Source organism: Nocardia sp. NPDC003693, from assembly GCF_053981095.1.
In genome coordinates this window covers 29,125-48,112 of the sequence record NZ_JBSFNO010000002.1, presented here as the reverse complement: position 1 = coordinate 48,112, position 18,988 = coordinate 29,125, and the positions used below count along the sequence as shown (strand labels likewise).

General features: G+C 69.5%; 14 protein-coding genes. 7 read left to right on the top strand and 7 right to left on the bottom strand.

Features of this window, described 5'->3' with window-relative positions; genetic code table 11:
* Positions 1-176: 176 nt before the first annotated feature.
* From ACWDOP_RS04130 to ACWDOP_RS04120, 3 genes are all read left to right on the top strand, one after another.
* Positions 177-1,124, top strand: coding sequence for a hypothetical protein (locus tag ACWDOP_RS04130; protein ID WP_456343865.1), 948 nt, complete (start codon positions 177-179; stop codon positions 1,122-1,124).
* Positions 1,125-1,280: 156 nt separating this feature from the next.
* The gene (locus ACWDOP_RS04125; protein WP_354990162.1) at positions 1,281-1,862 is read left to right on the top strand and encodes a sigma-70 family RNA polymerase sigma factor; all 582 of its coding nucleotides are present in this window, start codon (positions 1,281-1,283) and stop codon (positions 1,860-1,862) included.
* On the top strand, positions 1,855-2,994 hold the full coding sequence (locus ACWDOP_RS04120; protein WP_456343864.1) for an anti-sigma-D factor RsdA: 1,140 nt from the start codon (positions 1,855-1,857) through the stop codon (positions 2,992-2,994). The genes ACWDOP_RS04125 and ACWDOP_RS04120 overlap by 8 nt, the downstream gene beginning before the upstream one ends.
* A 175-nt stretch (positions 2,995-3,169) precedes the next feature.
* On the opposite strand, the gene ACWDOP_RS04115 is transcribed toward ACWDOP_RS04120, so the two are convergent.
* Positions 3,170-3,583, bottom strand: coding sequence for a DUF5319 domain-containing protein (locus tag ACWDOP_RS04115; RefSeq protein WP_029923780.1), 414 nt, complete (start codon positions 3,581-3,583; stop codon positions 3,170-3,172).
* Between the two features lie 385 nt (positions 3,584-3,968).
* Between ACWDOP_RS04115 and guaB the strand changes: the two genes are divergently transcribed.
* Positions 3,969-5,513, top strand: coding sequence for an IMP dehydrogenase (gene guaB, locus ACWDOP_RS04110; protein ID WP_454202379.1), 1,545 nt, complete (start codon positions 3,969-3,971; stop codon positions 5,511-5,513).
* 235 nt (positions 5,514-5,748) lie between these two features.
* The gene (locus ACWDOP_RS04105) at positions 5,749-6,882 is read left to right on the top strand and encodes a GuaB3 family IMP dehydrogenase-related protein (protein ID WP_454202380.1); all 1,134 of its coding nucleotides are present in this window, start codon (positions 5,749-5,751) and stop codon (positions 6,880-6,882) included.
* A gap of 176 nt (positions 6,883-7,058) precedes the next feature.
* Here the strand turns inward: ACWDOP_RS04105 and ACWDOP_RS04100 are convergent, their stop codons facing one another.
* Entirely contained in the window at positions 7,059-7,898 is an 840-nt protein-coding gene (locus ACWDOP_RS04100) for an alpha/beta fold hydrolase (protein ID WP_456343863.1), read from the bottom strand.
* Between the two features lie 168 nt (positions 7,899-8,066).
* Here ACWDOP_RS04100 and guaA point away from each other — a divergent pair, with 168 nt between their 5' ends.
* Entirely contained in the window at positions 8,067-9,626 is a 1,560-nt protein-coding gene (gene guaA, locus ACWDOP_RS04095) for a glutamine-hydrolyzing GMP synthase (RefSeq protein ID WP_454202382.1), read from the top strand.
* A 65-nt stretch (positions 9,627-9,691) separates the two neighbouring features.
* Here the strand turns inward: guaA and ACWDOP_RS04090 are convergent, their stop codons facing one another.
* From ACWDOP_RS04090 to ACWDOP_RS04070, 5 genes are all read right to left on the bottom strand, one after another.
* On the bottom strand, positions 9,692-9,895 hold the full coding sequence (locus ACWDOP_RS04090; protein ID WP_454202383.1) for a hypothetical protein: 204 nt from the start codon (positions 9,893-9,895) through the stop codon (positions 9,692-9,694).
* Positions 9,888-11,732 carry a PspC domain-containing protein gene (locus tag ACWDOP_RS04085; RefSeq protein ID WP_456343862.1) on the bottom strand — a complete coding sequence of 615 codons (1,845 nt, stop codon included), beginning with the start codon at positions 11,730-11,732 and terminating at the stop codon, positions 9,888-9,890. Before ACWDOP_RS04085 ends, ACWDOP_RS04090 begins: the two co-directional genes overlap by 8 nt.
* A 153-nt stretch (positions 11,733-11,885) precedes the next feature.
* Positions 11,886-15,854, bottom strand: a complete 3,969-nt coding sequence (locus tag ACWDOP_RS04080) for a WD40 repeat domain-containing protein (RefSeq protein ID WP_456343861.1) — start codon at positions 15,852-15,854, stop codon at positions 11,886-11,888.
* 56 nt (positions 15,855-15,910) lie between these two features.
* Positions 15,911-16,552 carry an MspA family porin gene (locus ACWDOP_RS04075; protein WP_456343860.1) on the bottom strand — a complete coding sequence of 214 codons (642 nt, stop codon included), beginning with the start codon at positions 16,550-16,552 and terminating at the stop codon, positions 15,911-15,913.
* A 363-nt stretch (positions 16,553-16,915) separates the two neighbouring features.
* Positions 16,916-17,920, bottom strand: a complete 1,005-nt coding sequence (locus tag ACWDOP_RS04070) for a GlxA family transcriptional regulator (RefSeq protein ID WP_454202388.1) — start codon at positions 17,918-17,920, stop codon at positions 16,916-16,918.
* A 180-nt stretch (positions 17,921-18,100) separates the two neighbouring features.
* Between ACWDOP_RS04070 and ACWDOP_RS04065 the strand changes: the two genes are divergently transcribed.
* Positions 18,101-18,853, top strand: a complete 753-nt coding sequence (locus ACWDOP_RS04065) for a DJ-1/PfpI family protein (protein WP_456343859.1) — start codon at positions 18,101-18,103, stop codon at positions 18,851-18,853.
* The last annotated feature ends 135 nt before the right edge of the window (positions 18,854-18,988 follow it).

The window sequence follows — 18,988 nt, the reverse complement described above, 5'->3', positions numbered from 1 at the left end:
GGCCGTCAGGTTAATAGCGCGAAACGGCGTACGAATTTCTTGTGCGCGTGCTAGGCGATAGCGAGCGCAGATTTACGGAGTGGAAACACAAAGGCGCCTTCGAATGCTGCGAGGTAGCTGAACTTCTGTGCTATGTCGGGGCAAGCCCGGCCGACGGCACTGGTTACAGTGCGGCGGTGCCTGTGCTCGAAATGAACTCGCTCCCGGCCGCCGTCGCGTTCGGCGCCGACCCGGGTCGCGCTGCTGCCGGATTGCCGTCCGCCGGCGGTGCCACCGAAAGTTGGCTGCGCGCGGTCGCACTCGGCGGGGTCGGGCACTACGCCGCGGCCAGAACCGAGCTGCGCCGCGCCGCGCGCGGCACCGCGGATCCGGTGCTGCGCTCGCTCGCGCACAGCACCGAGGGCTCACTGCTGCGCCAGCTCGGCTGGCACGCCCGCGCCGCCGTCGCGGACGGGCGGGCCGCGGCCCTGGTGCTGCCCGCCGCCCCCGCTGCCGGGAGTGTCCGGATTGCCGAGAATTCGGATTCGGCCCGCGCACAGGCGATTTGCGATGCGTTGACCGGGCTCGCCGCCGATGCCCTCGGCACCGCCCGGCCCGCGCTCGCGGCCCGGCTGCTGAATCGTTGCCACCACTTCCTCGGCGGTGCGGCCGGTGCGGCCGATCCGTACTGGCGCCAGCGCATCCGACTGCACTGGGTGGCTGCCGAGACGGCGCTGTGCGCTCCCGGCTCCGGGCTGATCGCCACGCCCGGACCGAGCGGTTTCGTTCCAGGTCCCATGGGTGCCGCGGACCGTTCCGGCGATCCCGCGCTCGCACACGCCGAAGCCGCACTCGCGCTGGCCGAGGCCGCCCCCTCGGTGCGGCACCGAGTCAAGTCCCGGCTATTGGTCGCCGCCGCCTCCGCCGCGTCCGGAGACCTCGACCGGTCGAGGCGGCTGGCGGCCGAAGTAGCCACGGCGACGCGCGAATTCGAGCTGCTGCCGCTGCGGTGGGCCTGCGCCATGCTGCGTTCGGGCGTGGACCCGGCGGCGGGCGGCGCCGCGGAAGCCGCCGAATGCGCCGGTTTGCTGGCCGCTCGCGGAGGGCGATTGCGTTCGGCCACCGACCTTCTCGATCGCCCCTGAACGAGGTCCGGGACCACCCTGAGAAGCCCCGGAGACTGACCCCGTAACAGCTGGCACGGATGCGGTTGCCGCTATTGTTGGACCGTTCCGCCCCTCCGCGGAAGCACCGCTGCGCCATCCACGGTGCCACTCGTAACGCCAGGAACAGCTCTGACGATGAACAACGCGGGTGAGGAGTTGGACCCAGCAGTCGTCGCTGCCGCAGCGCAGGGCGACCGGTCTGCTCTAGCCCAGGTACTGGAGAGCATCCGCCCCCTCGTGGTGCGGTATTGCCGTGCGCGCATCGGGTCGGCCGAACGAGGTCAACTCTCCGCGGACGACGTCGCGCAGGAGGTTTGTCTGGCCGTCATGACAGCCCTGCCGCGTTATCAGGATCAGGGCAGACCGTTCATGGCTTTCGTCTATGGCATCGCTTCCCACAAAGTCGCTGACGCTCATCGCAACGCCGCCCGTAACAAGGCGGACGCCATGGCCGAAGTACCGGATGTCATATCCACCGACCAGGGGCCGGAGCAGCGAGCTCTCGAATCCGAAACCAGCCGGCAGATGAACAGTCTGCTGGCGACGCTTCCGGAGAAGCATCGAGAAATTCTGATCCTCCGCCTGGTCATGGGTTTGTCAGCCGAAGAAACAGCAGTCGCCGTGGGCAGTACGGCGGGTGCTATACGAGTCGCCCAGCACAGGGCACTCGCGAAACTCAAGACTCAAGTGGCGAGGGCAGGTGAAATGTATGGCTAGGGATGGCGAGCGCGGTCGGGGCGACGGCAAGCGGCTTGGATCGCAGAACAGCGGTCCCTACGCCGAGACGTCCGGTGATTCCGGTCCGGTGGACATCGCGGCTGTACGCCGCGATGACGCGCTGATCGATGCCATCTCCGGCGACGGTCCCGTACAGACGGGAACCTCGGAGGAGTACCAGCTCGCGGCGTTGCTCGCGAACTGGCGCGCGGAGATCCTCGAGGAGCCGATGCCGGCCGGTCCGGATCTCGACACCATTGTCGCGGCGGTTAATCAGGAGATAGGCGCGCGAGACGCGCGTATCGGCGCACAGACGGGACGCGGGCGACTAAGGCTCGTGCGTCCCCTGCTGGGCGCCGCGGCGGCGCTGGCGCTGGTGTTCGGCGGTCTGACCGCCTTCTCGTACGGCGCCGAGCCCGGTGATCCGCTGTGGCGGGTCAAGGAGGTCGTGTTCAGCGAGCAGGCCCAGACCACCGTGGTGGCGCGGGCGGACAGTGATCTGGCCGAGGCGCAGCTGCTCATCAGCCAGAATCGCCCCGAGGAAGCCAAGGCCGTGATGGAGCGCGCGTCGGCGAACGCGGGCCAGGTCAACGACTCGGGTAAGAAGGACGATCTGCTCGATCGCTGGCAGCAGCTGTACACGCAGCTGCAGGAGATCGCGCCGACGATCGCCGGCTCGCTCTCGCCGGTGCCGACCACCACCGCGGTCAAGCCGACCACCAATCCGGCGGTCAGCACGACCCCGGACAATACGGTGCTGGGCACGACCCTGCCGGGTACCCCCGGTGGCGGCGACACCACGACGGATGACCCGCGCGGCATCGATACCTTGCCGGGTACCGTTCCGCCCACGGGTGGCCCGGTGACCCCGCTGCCCGAGACCCCCGGTCCGAGCACGGTGCCCACGCAGCCGTCGGTGGATTCGCCTCCGCCGTCGACTGTTCCGGGCACCGGCGGGACCACGAGTCCGGCGTCGCTGCCGGAACCGGGCGGCACCCTGCCGCCCGGCGGGCCGGTGACGGCGCCCTCGGCCGAGCAGCCTTCGGTGCCGGCGCCGGTGGTGCCGCCGCAGACGCTGCCGAGCGCCGGTGGGGGCCTGCCCAATGTTCCTTCGGTGCCGGGTGTGCGGTGACATGATCGGCCGCACGGTGTGACGAGATCATGAGAGAGCCGGCCTCGGTCGGCTTTTTTCATGTGCCCGGTACGGGGATTCCCGGCCGGGCACAGTTCTTTCGGGTCGGGACCCGCGGGTGCGGGCACGACGAAGCGGGCCCGCGATCGATGATCGCGGGCCCGCTGTCGGTGTTCTAGACGTCGAACCCGTCGAAACCGTCGCCGTGCAATGCCTCGTTCATCGAGGCATCGGCATAGCCACGGCAGTAGTCCCAGGTGACGTACGCCTCGGGAGTGGGATCGTAGGCGGGTTCGTGCGGGCGCACAGTGCCGTCCACCAGTAGCTGGAGGAGGTTGGCGCGCAACATGTCCCAGTCGTGGTAATGATCCTGCCGGCAGTCCTCGCAACTGACGACCAAGCCGCGGATGCCGCGGTGGGCCAGTAGTGCCTCATATACCGCGAGGTCGGCGAGATCCTCTTCGACCGCTAGGCGCTCGTGAGGATCCAGCGGTTCCCCCGGCTCGATGGCATCGAGCGCGGCCGACGGGTCGGAGGGGTCTCCGGCGAATGGATCCGGCGGCAAGCCAGGTGGTAGATGGTCACGCACAGTCCCACGGTACGCAGACAGAGGGGGTCTGCGCCAGCGCTGTTGGGTATTTGCCCCTACTTCGCTGTGTCACTCGACACTGTCGCGCGGAGAGTCGTGTCCGATGCGAGTGTTCTGCGCCACCTCGAGCTATCGGTTCGGCGTCCGTGCGGTTCCGGAGCGGCCCGTGCGGGGGCGCGGAGCGGGGCAGAGCGGGAGGCCGGAAGCGGGAAACGGGGACCCGAACCCGCCGAAGCGGAGCGGAGGCGAATCAAACGCGATTCGGCGGGCGGATACCATGGTTGACCAAAGGCCGGGTAGCAAACGCCGGCATTGTCATTCATCCGGTCGCCCGCGCCGATCTCGGTTCGGGGGACTGTGCCGAGCTCCAGGAGGGGTCGATCCGATGAGCAGTCCCGTAACGGGCGAACGAAACGCCGGCCGCCCCCATACGGGTGGAGACGATCCGAACAAGATCGCCATGCTCGGCCTCACCTTCGACGACGTATTGCTGTTGCCCGCCGCCTCGGATCTGATTCCCAGCTCGGTCGACACGTCCAGCCGTCTGACTCGTGAGATCACGCTGCGCACGCCGCTGGTGAGTTCGGCCATGGACACCGTCACCGAGGCGCGCATGGCCATCGCCATGGCGCGTGCGGGCGGTATGGGCGTCCTGCACCGCAATCTGTCGGTGGCCGATCAGGCCGCGCAGGCCGAGACGGTGAAGCGGTCCGAGGCGGGCATGGTGACCGATCCGGTGACCTGTCGCCCGACCGACACCCTCGCCGAGGTCGACGCCATGTGCGCGCGCTACCGCATCTCCGGTTTGCCGGTGGTGGACGAGGCGGGCCAGCTGGTGGGCATCATCACCAATCGCGATATGCGCTTCGAGGTCGATCAGAACAGCCGGGTCGCCGACATCATGACCAAGGCGCCGCTGATCACCGCGCAGGAGGGCGTCACCGCCCAGGCCGCGCTGGGGCTGCTGCGCCGGCACAAGATCGAGAAGCTGCCGATCGTCGACGGCAACGGCAAGCTGCGCGGTCTGATCACCGTCAAGGACTTCGTCAAGACCGAGCAGTACCCGAACGCCACCAAAGACCGCGACGGCCGCCTGCTGGTCGGCGCGGCCGTGGGTGTGGGCGAGGACGCCTGGTCGCGGGCCATGACCCTGGCCGACGTCGGCGTCGATGTGCTGGTGGTCGACACCGCGCACGGTCACCAGGCCGGCGTGCTGCAGATGGTGTCCAAGGTCAAGGCCGAGGTCGGCGACCGGGTGCAGATCATCGGCGGCAACGTCGCCACCCGCGCGGGCGCCCTGGCGCTGGTCGAGGCGGGCGTGGACGCGGTGAAGGTGGGCGTCGGGCCCGGCTCCATCTGCACCACCCGCGTGGTCGCCGGTGTCGGCGCGCCGCAGATCACCGCGATCCTCGAGGCCAACGCGGCGTGCGCGCCGCTGGGTGTTCCGGTCATCGCCGACGGCGGCGTGCAGTACTCCGGCGATATCGCCAAGGCGATCGCCGCGGGCGCCTCGACCGTGATGCTGGGTTCGCTGCTGGCGGGCACCGCCGAATCGCCGGGTGAGCTGATCCTGGTGGGCGGCAAGCAGTTCAAGAGCTACCGCGGCATGGGTTCGCTGGGTGCGATGCAGTCGCGCGGCGAGGCCAAGTCCTACTCCAAGGACCGCTACTTCCAGGACGACGTCCTCTCGGAGAAGAAGCTGGTGCCCGAGGGCATCGAGGGCCGAGTGCCGTTCCGCGGTCCGCTGGACCAGGTGATCCACCAGCTGGTGGGTGGCGTGCGCGCGGCCATGGGCTACACCGGCGCGCAGAACATCGAGGGTCTGCAGTCCGCGCAGTTCGTGCAGATCACGGCGGCGGGTCTGAAGGAGTCGCACCCGCACGACATCACGATGACCGTCGAGGCCCCGAACTACACCACTCGCGGCTGAGACAGGCGCATCCGTTGTCGCGCGGCCCGTTCGGTCTCCGGACCGGGCGGGCCGCGCGCTGGGGCGCCGGTCACCGGACAACTTCACAACCCGAAACCGATTGCCCCACCTCGAAGGTCCGCCCGTCTTGTTCTGGACCGTGAAGTGATCGAGCCGAGGGCGAGTAGGTCGCGACCACCGGGTCGCGAGCACCGCTGTCCGGCGCAGGCAATCACCACAGAAAGGACACACAGGCGTGCGCGACCTCGTTGAGATCGGCATGGGGCGAACTGCCCGTCGCACTTACGAGCTGGATGATGTGGACATCGTGCCCTCGCGCCGGACCCGCTCGTCCAAGCAGGTCTCGGTGGCGTGGCAGCTCGATGCCTATCGCTTCGAGATCCCGTTCCTGGCGCATCCCACCGATGCGCTGGTGTCGCCGAAGTTCGCGATCGAGCTGGGTAAGGCCGGCGGGCTGGGCGTCATCAACGGCGAGGGCCTGTGGGCGCGCCACGCCGACGTCGAGGCCAAGATCCAGCAGCTGTCCGACGTCGCGGAGAAGGAAGGCGTCGAGGCCGCCATCGCGCTGCTGCAGGAACTGCACGCCGCGCCGATGCAGCCCGAGCTGCTGGCCACCGCGGTGGCCGAGGTGCGCGCCGCCGGCGTCACGGTCGCGGTGCGGGTCAGCCCGCAGAACGCGCGGGCGCTGACCCCGGGCCTGGTGAAGGCCGGGCTCGATCTGCTGGTCGTGCACGGCACGATCATCTCCGCCGAGCACGTCGGCGACGGTGAGCCGCTGAACCTCAAGACCTTCATCTCCGAGCTGGATGTGCCGGTGGTGGCGGGCGGCGTGAGCGATCACCGCACCGCGCTGCACCTGATGCGCACCGGCGCGGCCGGCGTGATCGTGGGTTACGGCTCGCAGCAGGGCGCGACGACCACCAATGAGGTGCTGGGCATTCGGGTTCCGATGGCGACCGCCATCGCGGACGCCGCCGCCGCGCGCCGGGATTACCTGGACGAGACCGGTGGCCGGTACGTGCACGTCATCGCCGACGGCGAGACGCTGACCTCCGGGCATATCGCCAAGGCCATCGCGTGTGGCGCGGACGCGGTCATGCTGGGCGTGCCGCTGTCGGTCGCGAAGGAGACCCCGGGTAAGGGCCTGTACTGGCCGTCGGCGGCCGCGCATCCGTCGGTGCCGCGCGGTGCGGTGCTGCCGTACGCCATCGACGAGGAGCAGGTGCCGCTCGAGCAGGTGCTCAACGGGCCCTCCAACGATCCGTACGGTTCGCTGAATCTCGTTGGCGGCCTGCGCCGTGCGATGGCCAAGACCGGGTACAGCGATCTGAAGGAATTCCAGAAGGTCGGATTGAACATTCGCGCGTAGGTTCCGCGCGCTCGCATCGCCCCCGTTCCGGATCCGCGGAGCGGGGGCGATGTCGGCAATGGCGGCAACGGGTTTCGTGAGCCGGTGACTTGCGGATACGCCCAATAGCGCCGGGACGCTCGTGTCCGCTCGATTACGGTGGCCCCGGTGTTCGTGCGGAAAGCCCCGGGCGCCGTTCAGGGTTCGCGGCGCAGGGGGATCTCACCCGTTCTGGGTCGGCTCGTGACGCGGGAAACCGCGGGCTCGCGCAGGAATTGGCGAATGGCGTTGTTGACCGCCACGGGATGGGTCATGTTGACCGTCTGGCGGGCGCCCTCGATCTCGAGGTAGCGCGCGTCGGGCAGGCGGGCGGCGAGTTCGCGGGCGTGGGCGAGCGGGACGCCGCTGTGCGTGGGGTGCACGATCAGTGTGGGACAGGCGATCTCGGCTAGTCGGTCCAGGACGGCGTCGCGGCCGAGCATGGCGCTCGCGGCGACCTCGGTGGCGTTGGGGTCGCGGGTGAGCCAGCGTTTGACCCAGACGGCGCGGTACCAGTCGTCATCGCCGATGAGCCAGCGGGCGAGGTGTTCGGCCAGGGCCGGGCGGGGGCCGTCATCGTACCACTTGTCGAGGAACCTACGGGCATTGGCGAGTTCGGCGGGCAGCGGTTCGTGCGCCTCGGTGGTCAGCAGTACCAGGGCCGTCACACGTTCGGGGGCGAGGAGCGCGGTGCGCAGCGCGATGATGCCGCCCTGGGAAATGCCGCCCACCACGGCTCTTTCCACGCCGAGGTGATCCAGCACGGTGAGCGCGTCGCGGGCGCAGGTCCAGTAGGTGAAGGGCAGGCCCTCGTCACGAGTTCGACCGTGGCCGCGGGCATCCCAGGACACCAGCCGGAACTCCGGCGTCAGCGCCGCGATCTGCGACGCGAACATCGTTCGGTCCATGAGGAATTCGTGCCCCAGCAGCAGTACCGGACCCCCGCCCCCGCTGTCCTCGTAGTGGATCTCTGCATCGATCGCACGGGCGAATGGCACGAGGTAGAGGATAGCCAGCACCGCCGACAAGTGGCGATGCTTTCTCGCACGGCAGCATCCGCCAAATCGGGTGTGCCAGGTAGGACACAGACGATTGACGCGAACGCGACACTTGGTTCAAGGGGAGGCGGAACCGCTGTGGTGTATGTCTCTCCGTAGACTGCTCAGGTGGCAGAAACGCAGCGACCAGTCCTTGTTGTCGACTTCGGCGCGCAGTACGCGCAGCTGATCGCGCGCCGGGTGCGCGAGGCCAGCGTCTACTCCGAGGTGGTCCCGCATACGGCCACCGTCGAGGAGATCGCGGAGCGCAAGCCGCTGGCGGTGATTCTCTCCGGCGGACCGTCGAGCGTGTACGCCGAGGGCGCGCCGCAGCTCGATCCGCGGCTGTTCGACCTCGACGTTCCGGTGTTCGGCATCTGCTACGGCTTCCAGGCCATGGCGCAGGCGCTGGGCGGCACCGTGGCGCACACCGGCACTCGCGAATACGGGCGCACCGAGCTGAGCATCGACGGCGGTGTGCTGCACGGCGGACTGCCCGCGCGCCAGCCGGTGTGGATGAGCCACGGTGACGCGGTCACCGATGCCCCGGCCGGGTTCGAGGTCACCGGTACCTCCGCGGGTGCGCCGGTCGCGGCGTTCGAGAATCTGGAGCGCAGGCTCGCGGGTGTGCAGTACCACCCCGAGGTGCTGCACTCGCCGCACGGGCAGCAGGTGCTGAGCCGGTTCCTGCACGAGATCGCCGGGATTCCGGCGGCGTGGACGGCGTCGAACATCGCCGAGGCCCTCATCGCGCAGGTGCGCGAGCAGGTCGGGGACGGGCACGCCATCTGCGGTCTGTCCGGCGGCGTGGATTCCGCGGTCGCGGCCGCGCTGGTGCAGCGTGCCATCGGCGATCGGCTGACCTGTGTGTTCGTCGATCACGGGCTGCTGCGCGCGGGGGAGCGGGAGCAGGTGCAGCGCGATTTCGTCGCCGCGACCGGCGCGCGCCTGGTGACCGTGGACGCGGTGGAGAAGTTCCAGAGCGAGCTCAAGGGCGTCACCGACCCCGAGGAGAAGCGCAAGATCATCGGCCGGGAGTTCATCCGGTCGTTCGAGGACGCGGTCGGCGAGGTCGTCGGCGAGCAGGGTGAGACCAAGGTCGAGTACCTGGTGCAGGGCACGCTGTACCCGGACGTGGTCGAGTCCGGTGGCGGCACCGGCACCGCGAACATCAAGAGCCACCACAATGTCGGCGGGCTGCCCGACGATCTGGAGTTCTCGCTCGTCGAGCCGCTGCGCCTGCTGTTCAAGGACGAGGTGCGCGCGGTCGGCCGTGAACTCGGGCTGCCCGAGGAAATCGTTGCCCGCCAGCCCTTCCCGGGCCCGGGTCTGGCGATTCGCATCATCGGCGAGGTGACGTTCGAGCGGCTGGAGCTGCTGCGGCAGGCCGACGCGATCGCGCGCGAGGAGCTGACCGCCGCCGGTCTGGACAAGCAGATCTGGCAGTGCCCGGTCGTGCTGCTGGCCGATGTGCGCAGCGTCGGCGTGCAGGGCGACGGGCGGACCTACGGTCACCCGATCGTGCTGCGCCCGGTCTCGTCCGAGGACGCCATGACCGCGGACTGGACCCGCCTGCCGTACGAGGCGCTCGAGCGGATCTCGACCCGCATCACCAACGAGGTGCCGGATGTGAACCGCGTCGTGCTCGACGTGACGAGCAAGCCGCCGGGCACCATCGAATGGGAGTGACGAGGTCGCTCTGACACGTGCAAGGCCCCGCGATCCTGGATCGCGGGGCCTTTGCGTTCTGAAGGTTATTCGTCGCCGCGTTTCTTCGGGGACAGGACCAGGACCACGCCGGCCACGATGGCGACGATCACCACGATCCAGCCGAGGGACAGTCCGCCCGAGATGGGCCAGGAGTGGGGGCCGATGAAGGCCCAGATACTGACCGCCAGGCCGAGGACACCGGCCACCAGCAGTGAGAACGACGGGCGTCGGTTCTTGATGTCAGCCACGCTTCACCTCCGCGGATCCCATCTGTACGTCGATGGTCAGGTTCAATGTCGGTCCGGTCGCCGGGCCGGAGATGCCGCCCACGCAGCCCTCGGTGTCACCCATGCGCACGTTGCACGTGGTGTGCACGCGCAGGTTCTCGGGGATCAGCACGCGGGCGTCGCCCATGCGCACCGAGACGGTGGTGGCGCGGTCCTCGGTGAGGGCCAGGCCGGTCAGGTCCAAGGTCGCCGAGCCCATGGAGACGTGATATTCCGGCTGGAGATCGACGGCGCTGGTGGCGGCCCAGCTGCGGTCGCCCATGGCGCCCTGGTCGAACTGGATCGGGCCGATGAGCGAGGCCAGGATGACGAAGCCGGCCAGCGGGGCGAGCAGCACCATGAGGCCGAAGCCGCGGCGCAGGAACGCGCCGACGATGAGGCCGAGTGACAGTACCGCCAGCGCGGCCGCGCCGACCCGGCCCGGGGTCATCCAGTCGACGCCCGCGGCGGCCGCCGATCCCGCGGCCGCGGCGGCGAGCAGGCTGAGGCCGATGATCACCGGGGTGAGGCGCGAGCGCGGGGCGCGCGGCGGGGCCTGCACCGGATGCCGGTGTGCGGGAGCGGGTTCGGGTAGGTCCCAGGCGAGGGGGGCGACGCCGAGCGGGTCCCAGCCGGGCGGGGTCGGGCCGAAGTCGGGGGAGATGGGGGCCGGGCCGGCCGGGGCGTAGGGACGGTCGTTCGCCGGCGGGATGGGGTGCAGGGCCGGGGTTTTCCGCAGAACGGGGGATTGGGGGGTGCCGGGAGGCGTGTTGCTTCCGTTGTCCGAAGGATCCGCGCTGTCGCCGGTGTCGGTTGTGCCGTCGCTCTCGTTGTTCACCGCGGGCTTCTCCGAATCATCCTTCTTTGCAGACTGTTTCGGGTCCTCTGTGCCGGGCTTGCGTAGGACGACGGTCTCCGCGGTGATCTCCGGATCGACGTCCGGGGCCGGAACATCCTGTGCGGTAGCGGGGTTCGCGGCGAGAACCTCGGTATCACGGTTGGGCGCGGACTCCGGGTTCGCGGAGACATCCGGCTTGCGCAGTACTTCGGTGGGCTGCTCGGCTCCGGCGTCGGCGGGCGGGAAGCCGGTGACCGGAGCCGCGCCGGTCTCCGAGTTCCGGGCCTCGGGCGCGACGGCCGGGTTCGCGCCCGCGCCGGTCTGCTGCGCGGCGGGCGCTGCGGCCGAATTCGCCAGGGGCTGTACGCGATTCGGGTCCGCTTCGTAGCTGTCGGGAAGCTTGGTGTACGGACCGTAGGTGTCGAACGGGCCGTTGGTGCCGGGATATCCGGTCCAGTACGGGGAATTGGCGCCCGGGTACCCGCCGAGCAGCTCCGATCCGGGGTACTCGAGCAGCCCCGTCGGCGGTTGCGGTTGCCGCTGATGCAGCAGCCACCACCCGGCGAGCATGAGCACGAAGCTGATGGCGCCCGAGCCGCCGAGGCCGACCCCGACCGGTCCGACGGTGGTGATGGCGATGCCCAGGGCCACCATGAGCACCACGGTCTTGGACGAGCCCTGCGAGCTCTGCCCCTTCCCGAAGAGCGACTCGGCCGCCGAGTTGCGGTCACCCCGCTGGCTCAGCAGCAGCCACGCCAGCAGGTACAGCACGATGCCGGCTCCGCCGAACAGTGCCGACACCACGAACGCGACCCGCACCACGACCGGGTCGATGTTGTATCGCACCCCGAATCCGGCGGCGACGCCCGCGACGTGTCCCTGCTGCGGCAGCCGCACCGGCCGGGTCCGCCACATGTCGTGAAGCTGGTCCCCCAGGCCGGTACGCCCGGCGCTTTCGGACCAGTCGCTCGTTCTCGTCATGGGGTCCATGGTGGGTGCGCGGGCGGTGCGGGCGCATCGGGGATGACCCTGAAAGAGCACCTGAAATGGGGGTGGGGGCCGGTCGGACGGGGATTTCGAGTGGGTGGGCACGGGGCGTGTCCGCGGCGGCCGGCGGCAGATTCGCTCGCGCGGTCAGTCGCAGGGCGGATCGAAGGGCCGGTCGGCGGGCAGGTAGCGCTGCCAGAGTTCTTCGGTCCACATGTCGCCGGTCGCGGCGCAGATGCGGTCGATGGCGTGCTCTTCGTCGAGATCCCAGAGGCGAATTCCGCTGTCGTCGGATCCTGCCGCGATATGACTCCCATCGGGGTGGACCGTGGCTTTCCACGGGTGGGCGCCGGCTTCGGCAAGGGTTCCGCCGCGCACGGGGTGTGCGGGGTCGGAGAAGTCCCACAGTTGCGCTGTGCCGTCGTCGCCGGTGGCGAGCATGGTTTCGGAGTTCTTCCCGGTGAACACGAGGCCCCGGGACGTCAGGTTGCCGAGGGTGAACGGGGCACCGAGTTTTACGGGGCGCGTCGGGTCGCTGACGTCCCAGCTCTGCATTGTCGCGTCGTTGGAAACGACCATGATCTGCCAGTCGGGGGTGAGATGCAGCTCCTCCGGGGTGCCGGTTCGCCGGAGGAGCTCCGCGACTCCGACCGGGTGGGCCGGATCGGCGATGTTCCACAGGGTGTAGACGACCTCGGGTGGCAGGGGGTATCGGGAGACCCACTCCCGAGTGAGCACGGTCTTGTTGTCGGCGCTGAAGCGCAGTGTGCTGAGGCTGGCCCGGATAGGCCAGCCGGTGCCGATGGCGATCGGCCGGCTGCGATCGGAGAGGTCCCACAACTGCAGGGAGTCATCGTCGTTCGCGGTGGCGAGCATTGTCCAATCCGCGCTGATGGCCAAGCCGCCGAGTCGCTCGAGCGGTAGCCGCCATTCGCCCAGGGGTCGAATGCGCGCGGGATCGGACGTGTCCAGGACGAGCGGCGCGGTGTCGTGTGTTCTCGCTGTGACCAGCACCGTGGCGCCATCCGGGGACATGGTGACCTGCCGGAAGTCAGGGGGTAGGCGGTATTCGCCAATCCGCCTGGGCGCCCCTCGATTTCGAAGATCCCAGACTACGATCAGACCATCACCGGAGCTGGTCACCATGCGTGATCCGGTGGCGTCGAAGGCGGGGGCCGCTACTGCGCCGGAGTGGCCGGTGAGGACCGCGGGCGGCAGTGACCACAGACGTAACGCACCGCCCCAGGTGCCGGTGGCCATGGTGCGCCCGTCGGGTGCGAATGCGATTGTGCTGGAGCCCCCTTGGCACGGGAAGGACTGTGCTTCGTAGCGGCAGACCGCCGCGCTCGGTGCGGGGTAGTCCGTCAGGCGCACCGGATTCGCGGGATCGGAAACGCTCCACAGCGTGGTGTTTCCGGCGCCTCCGATGGCGAGCATCCGGCCGTCCGGAGCGAAGTCCAAGGCATACAGGGTGGTCAGATCGGTCGGTATGACGGCGTACGAGCGGGCGTGGCCGGGATCGGTTATATCCCACAGGGTTACGGTCGCGTTGTTGTTGCCGACCGGTTTGATCGAGCCGATGCCCTTGCCGATGGCCAGTATGCGGTTGTCGGGACCGAATTCGAGTTCGGTCACCGTGTCGTCGGGGCCACCGGGTGTGGTCGTCAACAGGGCGGGTTCGACGGGGTCGCTGATGTTCCAGAGCTGTACGACTTTGGAATTCGCCCGCATCTCTTTGTGGACGAGGGCCAGTAGCCGGCCATCGGGGCTGATTGTGATCTCACCCAGTCCCGAGATCGTGTCGGGATCGTGCAATCCGGTGGTGGAAAGCAATGCCGGGCTCGACGGGTTGCCGATGTTCCACAGCGCCAGTGACGACGTGTCGTTGACCACGAGCGTTCGACCGTCCGGAGCGAACACCACATGCGCGACATGACTTTCGGATCCGGGCGGCTGCGGCAGGGTCGTGAGCAGCCGCGGCTCTTCCGGCGTCGACACGTTCCACAGCGTGATGGTGAACTTCGGAGCGCTGCCGGTGCCGGTGCTGATCAGCTCACTGACGGTGGCAAGCAGTTCACCGTTCGGGCTGAACTCCATGTCGGCGATTGCGTCGAACCGCGGGCTCAGCGCTTTCGGATGCTGCGGATCGGTGGTGTTCCAGAGCCGGAGAACACCCTCGAGCGCCAGCGAGGCGAGCACGCCCCCACCCTGTCTGTAGCGAACTTTCGAGATACCCAGCTCGTGCGCGGCGATCTCGGTGACCAGGGGGATGTTCTGGGATTGCAGCAGCCGCGACAGCACCCGCTGGTCTCCGGGACGCGTTCGCCAGGCGATCAGGTCCAGTTGTGCTGCCACGGAGGGGTCGGTCGTGCGAACCCGATCGGCCGCCGCCAGGATGTCGGCGAAGTTCTTGTCCGCGCGCTGCTGGTCGACCAGGCGAGTTTGGGTGTAGGCGGCGAAGCCCAGGACCAGCAGGGCCACGCCGAGTATCGCGAGAATCGCCTTGGAGCGGGTGGAGCGGCGGCGGGTGTGGTCGCGGGCCGCTGTCGCGGCGGTGAGGAACTCGCGGGCCAGTGGGCCGACCGGGGGCGGATCCACATTGTCCACCGCGTTCTGCAGCCGCGTCCCCCGATACAGCAGCGACGGATCTCTTTCCTGCGCAGCCCATTCGGCGGCGTCGGTCTCCAGGCGCTGGCGGACCAGGTAGCCGACTCGGTCCTCGTTGATCCATTCGCGCAGGCGGGGCCAGGCGGTCAGGACTATCTCGTGGGTCAGGGTCACGGCCTCGGCGTCGAGGGTGATCAGGCGGGTGCGGGACAGGAGTTCCAGTGCGGCGGTGGCGGCTTCGGTGTCGGGTACGCGGCGCAGGAGGTCGGTGCGCTGGGCGGGGCGGCGGGTGTCGCGGGCATCCTGACCTACCGCGACCAGGCCGAGCAGGATGTCGTGTGCCGCGCTCCGCTGGGTGTCGGAGAGCTCGGTCCAGGCCTGTTCGGCGGTCTCGGTGACCGAGCCGACCACACCGCCCGCGGTGCGATAGCCGGAGCTGGTGAGGCGCCTGCCTTCTCGATGCTGCCACGTCGCGGCCATGACGTGGGACAGCAGCGGCAGGGCGCCGGGGTCGTAGGTGCGGCGGCCGTGATGGTCGCCCGCGCCGCAGAGTTCGGTGATCACCAGCTCTTCGAGGCCGGGTTCGAGTTCGAGGCCGACCGCGCGGGCGGGGCCCGAGATCGCCTGGGAGAGTTCGTCCAGGCGCATGGGGCCCAGCAGGTAGCTGCGGTGTTCGAGGGCGTCCTGCAGGATCAGGTGGTTGAGGCAATGCGCGTAGAAGTCGGCGCGCAGGGCGACCACCACGGCGATGGGATCGTCGGCGCGGGTGGCGCACTCGTGCAGGCGCGCCAGGAAGTCCTCGCGTTCGTGCTCGTCGGCGCAGGTGGTGAAGAGTTCCTCGAACTGGTCGACGATCAGCAGCCGGCGCGGGCCGGCGGTGCGCGGCGTCAGCGCGATATCCGCCAACTGCGCCATCGGATGCCCGCCCGGCGTGAAAATCGTTGTCGCCCAGTCGCCTAGAGCCGGGGCGAGCCCGGCGGCCAGTAGCGAGGACTTGCCCGCACCGGAGGCGCCGACGACGGCCACGAGGCCGGTGGCCGTCCGCACCAGGTCCGCGAGTTCGGCGGTGGCGCGGGTGCGGCCGAAGAACAGGGCGCTGTTGTCGCGCCCGTAGGACGTCAGGCCCGGGTACGGGCAGGCGGCCTCGGTGTCGGCTTCCGGATTCCAGGTGGTGGCGGACTGCCAGAGTCGTTGCCATTCGCGGGGTTCGGCGAGTTCACGGGTGAGTGGAGCGCCGGCCTTGCGGGCCAGATCGGTGAGGGTGAGCACCACCGGGAGCAGCGATTCGAAGCGGGCCGGGACGTTGCGGCCCGCTTTCCAATCGCTGATGCGCTGGGCGGACGCGCCGCCGGGGCGGGCGCCCGCGGCGGCGCGCATCCGGGTCTCCGCGGCGGCGGCGACCCGGCGCAGCGTCGGATTGCCCGCAGCTTCATACAGTTCGGTGAATCGGCGAGCGAAAAGCGCTCGCGGGGAACGGATCTGTTCCTCGATGACCGGTTCCCCCGTCACCACTGTCGATCCGGTAGTCGATGCGTTCCCCCGAGCATGCCGCCAATTTACCCGCCTCACAGGATGATCGGATCGCCGATAACCCAGTCGGCCGCGTCGGTGGCCGGCGACTTCGCCTCGATGACGGTGAACGGCTTGATCGTCAGCTGCCCGCCGCAGCCGGTGACCGCCAGCCGGTAGTCCCGGTTGACGATGTAGCCGGTGGCGCCGGACAGGTCCTTCGTGCCGGTGTCGATCTTCTGGATCTTGCCCGCGGTGATGCCGAGATCGAAGCCGAACTGCCCGCCGATACTCGGGGTGATGTCGACCCCGGCCGAGGGGGTGACCCCGAGCGAGCCGACGCTCACTCCCGCCGAAGCGGTCACGTCGATGCCGACGTCCGCGCCGATCGTGAACTGCACATCCAGGTCGACCGCGCAGCCGACGAAGAACCCCGTGCTGATCTTGCCGGTGCCGCCCGCGATGCTGCCGTAGGCGGTGTTGTCCAGGTACACCTCCCGATCGGTCGGCATCCCGTTCATCGGCGCCACCGGCCGGAAGGCGGTGTTCATGTAGCCGACGGTGGTGACCATCCCCCCCGGCGATTCGAGCACCTTCTCGTGCGAGGCCATCGCGCCGGCGTTGGCGATGGCGGCTTCCGGCCCCCCGAGGGCGAGTCCGATCGCGGCGACGGCGGCGGCAGTGGTCTTGATGATCATGTCTGGTTCCTCCCCGAACCTGTCGCGCCGTCGGATTGACGGTCGCGGTGTGGTGCTGCGCACCGGGTCCGGACCCCCCTTCGGACCGGACCCGGTGCGGGACTGCGGCTCTCCGGGAGTGGATCCCGTCTAGCTCGTGTCCTGTTCTCAAGGTAGGGAGCGGGGAGGTGTCCGGACGAGCCGGATAGCGTTGCGGGATAAAGGAAACCGCAGTTCAGGAGGGGTGGAACCGGTTATCCGGTCCGGGCAGGGGATCGGATCGGCGGGGTGGTTCGGCTGTCCGGACCGGACAGAATGCGGTCCAGGGGACGGCGATCGGGCGTGCGGTACGGCGGCTCGAATCTCGCTGTGCGGCAGCCGCGATCAGACGGGGCCGAGCGCCGGGACCGTCGCCGGGCGCGGGCGGGCGAAGCGTTCGCGGTACTCGCCCGGCGCCACCCCGAGCACGCGCTGGAAGCTGCGGTAGAGGGTCTCGGGCCGGCGCAGCCCGACCGCGAGCGCGACCCGGTCGAGGGGTTGGTCGCTGGTTTCCAGCAGTCGCCGGGCCGCGGTCACCCGGGCGGTCTCCACGTAGCGGGCGGGTGTGGTGCCGAACTCGGCGGCGAAGACCCGGGAGAAGTTACGGGTGCTCATATCGGTCTGGCGGGCAAGGGCTTCCAGGGACAGATCCGCGGCCAGGTTCTCCTCGATCCAGCCCTGCAGTGCGCGCAGCGGTTGCAGGCGCGGCGGTCCGGCGGCGACCGGGGCGCTGAACTGGCTCTGCCCGCCCGGGCGGTGCAGATAGACCACCAGCCAGCGGGAGACCTCGCGGGCGAGATCGGGGCCGTAGTCCTCGGCGACCAGGGCGATGGCCAGGTCGATGCCCGCGGTCACCCCGGCCGAGGTCCAGATCTTGCCGTCGCGTACATAGATCCGGTCCGGGTCGACCCGGATCTCGGGGTAGCGCTCGATCAGGCCGATGCTGCTCGACCAGTGGGTGGTCACCGTCCGCCCACGCAGCAGGCCCGCTTCGGCGAGCAGGAACGCGCCGGTGCAGATGGCTCCGATGCGGCGGGCTCGGGGCGCGGCCTGTCGGATGCCTTCGATCAGGTCCTGGTTCCGGCCGGCCTCGCCGAAGGTCAGGCCGCCCGCGACGAGCAGGGTGTCCACCGGTTCGGGACCGTCGCCGATCGCGCGGACGGCCTGCACGTCGATGCCGTTGAACGCGCGCACCGGGCCGGGCGCGGCGGACACCACTTCGACGCGGTAGCGCGGTTCGCCGCCGCCGAGCAGGGCGGCGGCGTGGAAGACGTCGGCGGGTCCGGCGAGGTCGAGCAGCTGGAAGCCGTCGAACACCGCCAACTGGACGAGTCGCGGTTCGGCGGGCATGGGGTTCATCGTTCCCGTGCCGCGCTGTGGCGTCAATGACACGGACATTGCAGATCCAGCCATGCCGACGAGGCCGCTCCCGGCGCGCCGATGGCCGGATTCGCAATGGTCGTGTCCTGGACGCCAACTCCCCGGTCGGCACACGATGAAGACGTCGGCGAGAGAGAGTGAGGAAGCACCGTGCAGATCGCCATCGTGCTCTACCCGGGGATGACCGCCCTGGATGTGGTCGGGCCGTACGAAATCCTGCGTGCGTTGAGCGACACCGAGATTCGGTTCGTCTGGCACGAACCCGGACCGATCGTCACCGACAGCGGCGTGCTGGTGCTGGGCGCGACGCACTCGTTCGAGGAGACGCCCGCGCCCGACGTGGTGCTGATCGGCGGCTCGGCCGCGGCCACCATGAACACCGCCGCCGACGAGAAGCTGCTGGCCTGGCTCCGGCAGGTGCACGCCACCAGCACCTGGACCACCTCGGTGTGCAGCGGCTCGGTGATCCTGGCCGCCGCCGGGGTGCTGGACGGCCTGTCCGCGACCAGCCACTGGTCGGTGCTGCCGATGCTGCGCACCCTGGGCGTCACCCCGCGCGGCAGCGATCGGATCGTGCGGGAGGGCAAGGTCGTCACCGCCGCGGGTGTGTCGGCGGGCATCGACTTCGCGCTGTGGCTGGCCGCGGAGATCGACGGCCGCGAGACCGCCGAGGCGATTCAGCTCGCCATCGAGTACGACCCGCAGCCGCCCTTCGACTCGGGGCACTTCGAGAAGGCTTCCGGCAAGACCAAGGCGCGGGTCGCCACGGTCGGCCAGCGCATGCTCGCGCCCCGGGACATCGGCTCGGAGGCGGTCGCCGCGACGAAGGTGGCCTGGCGCAACACTCTTCGGCGCGTGCGCGCGGGCAAGGGGATGCGGGGGCGCGCCACCGCGGGGGTGTAGGCCCGTGACCTCGCTCCGACCCGCGGATGATCATCCTCAGGGATGGAATCGGGGTGTTTCCCGATGCCGGGCGTCGGCGCGCCGTGCCAGGATCGAAGCATGTATCCGTCCGCACCTCTGTTCGACCCTGCCCGC

Excerpts from the sequence above, each read along its gene's own strand:
- ACWDOP_RS04125 (WP_354990162.1), top strand. The coding sequence starts at position 1,281 with ATGAACAACGCGGGTGAGGAGTTGGACCCAGCAGTCGTCGCTGCCGCA.
- ACWDOP_RS04120 (WP_456343864.1), top strand. The coding sequence starts at position 1,855 with ATGGCTAGGGATGGCGAGCGCGGTCGGGGCGACGGCAAGCGGCTTGGA.
- ACWDOP_RS04085 (WP_456343862.1), bottom strand. The coding sequence starts at position 11,732 with ATGACGAGAACGAGCGACTGGTCCGAAAGCGCCGGGCGTACCGGCCTG.
- ACWDOP_RS04075 (WP_456343860.1), bottom strand. The coding sequence starts at position 16,552 with ATGATCATCAAGACCACTGCCGCCGCCGTCGCCGCGATCGGACTCGCC.
- guaB (WP_454202379.1), top strand. The coding sequence starts at position 3,969 with ATGAGCAGTCCCGTAACGGGCGAACGAAACGCCGGCCGCCCCCATACG.
- ACWDOP_RS04070 (WP_454202388.1), bottom strand. The coding sequence starts at position 17,920 with ATGCCCGCCGAACCGCGACTCGTCCAGTTGGCGGTGTTCGACGGCTTC.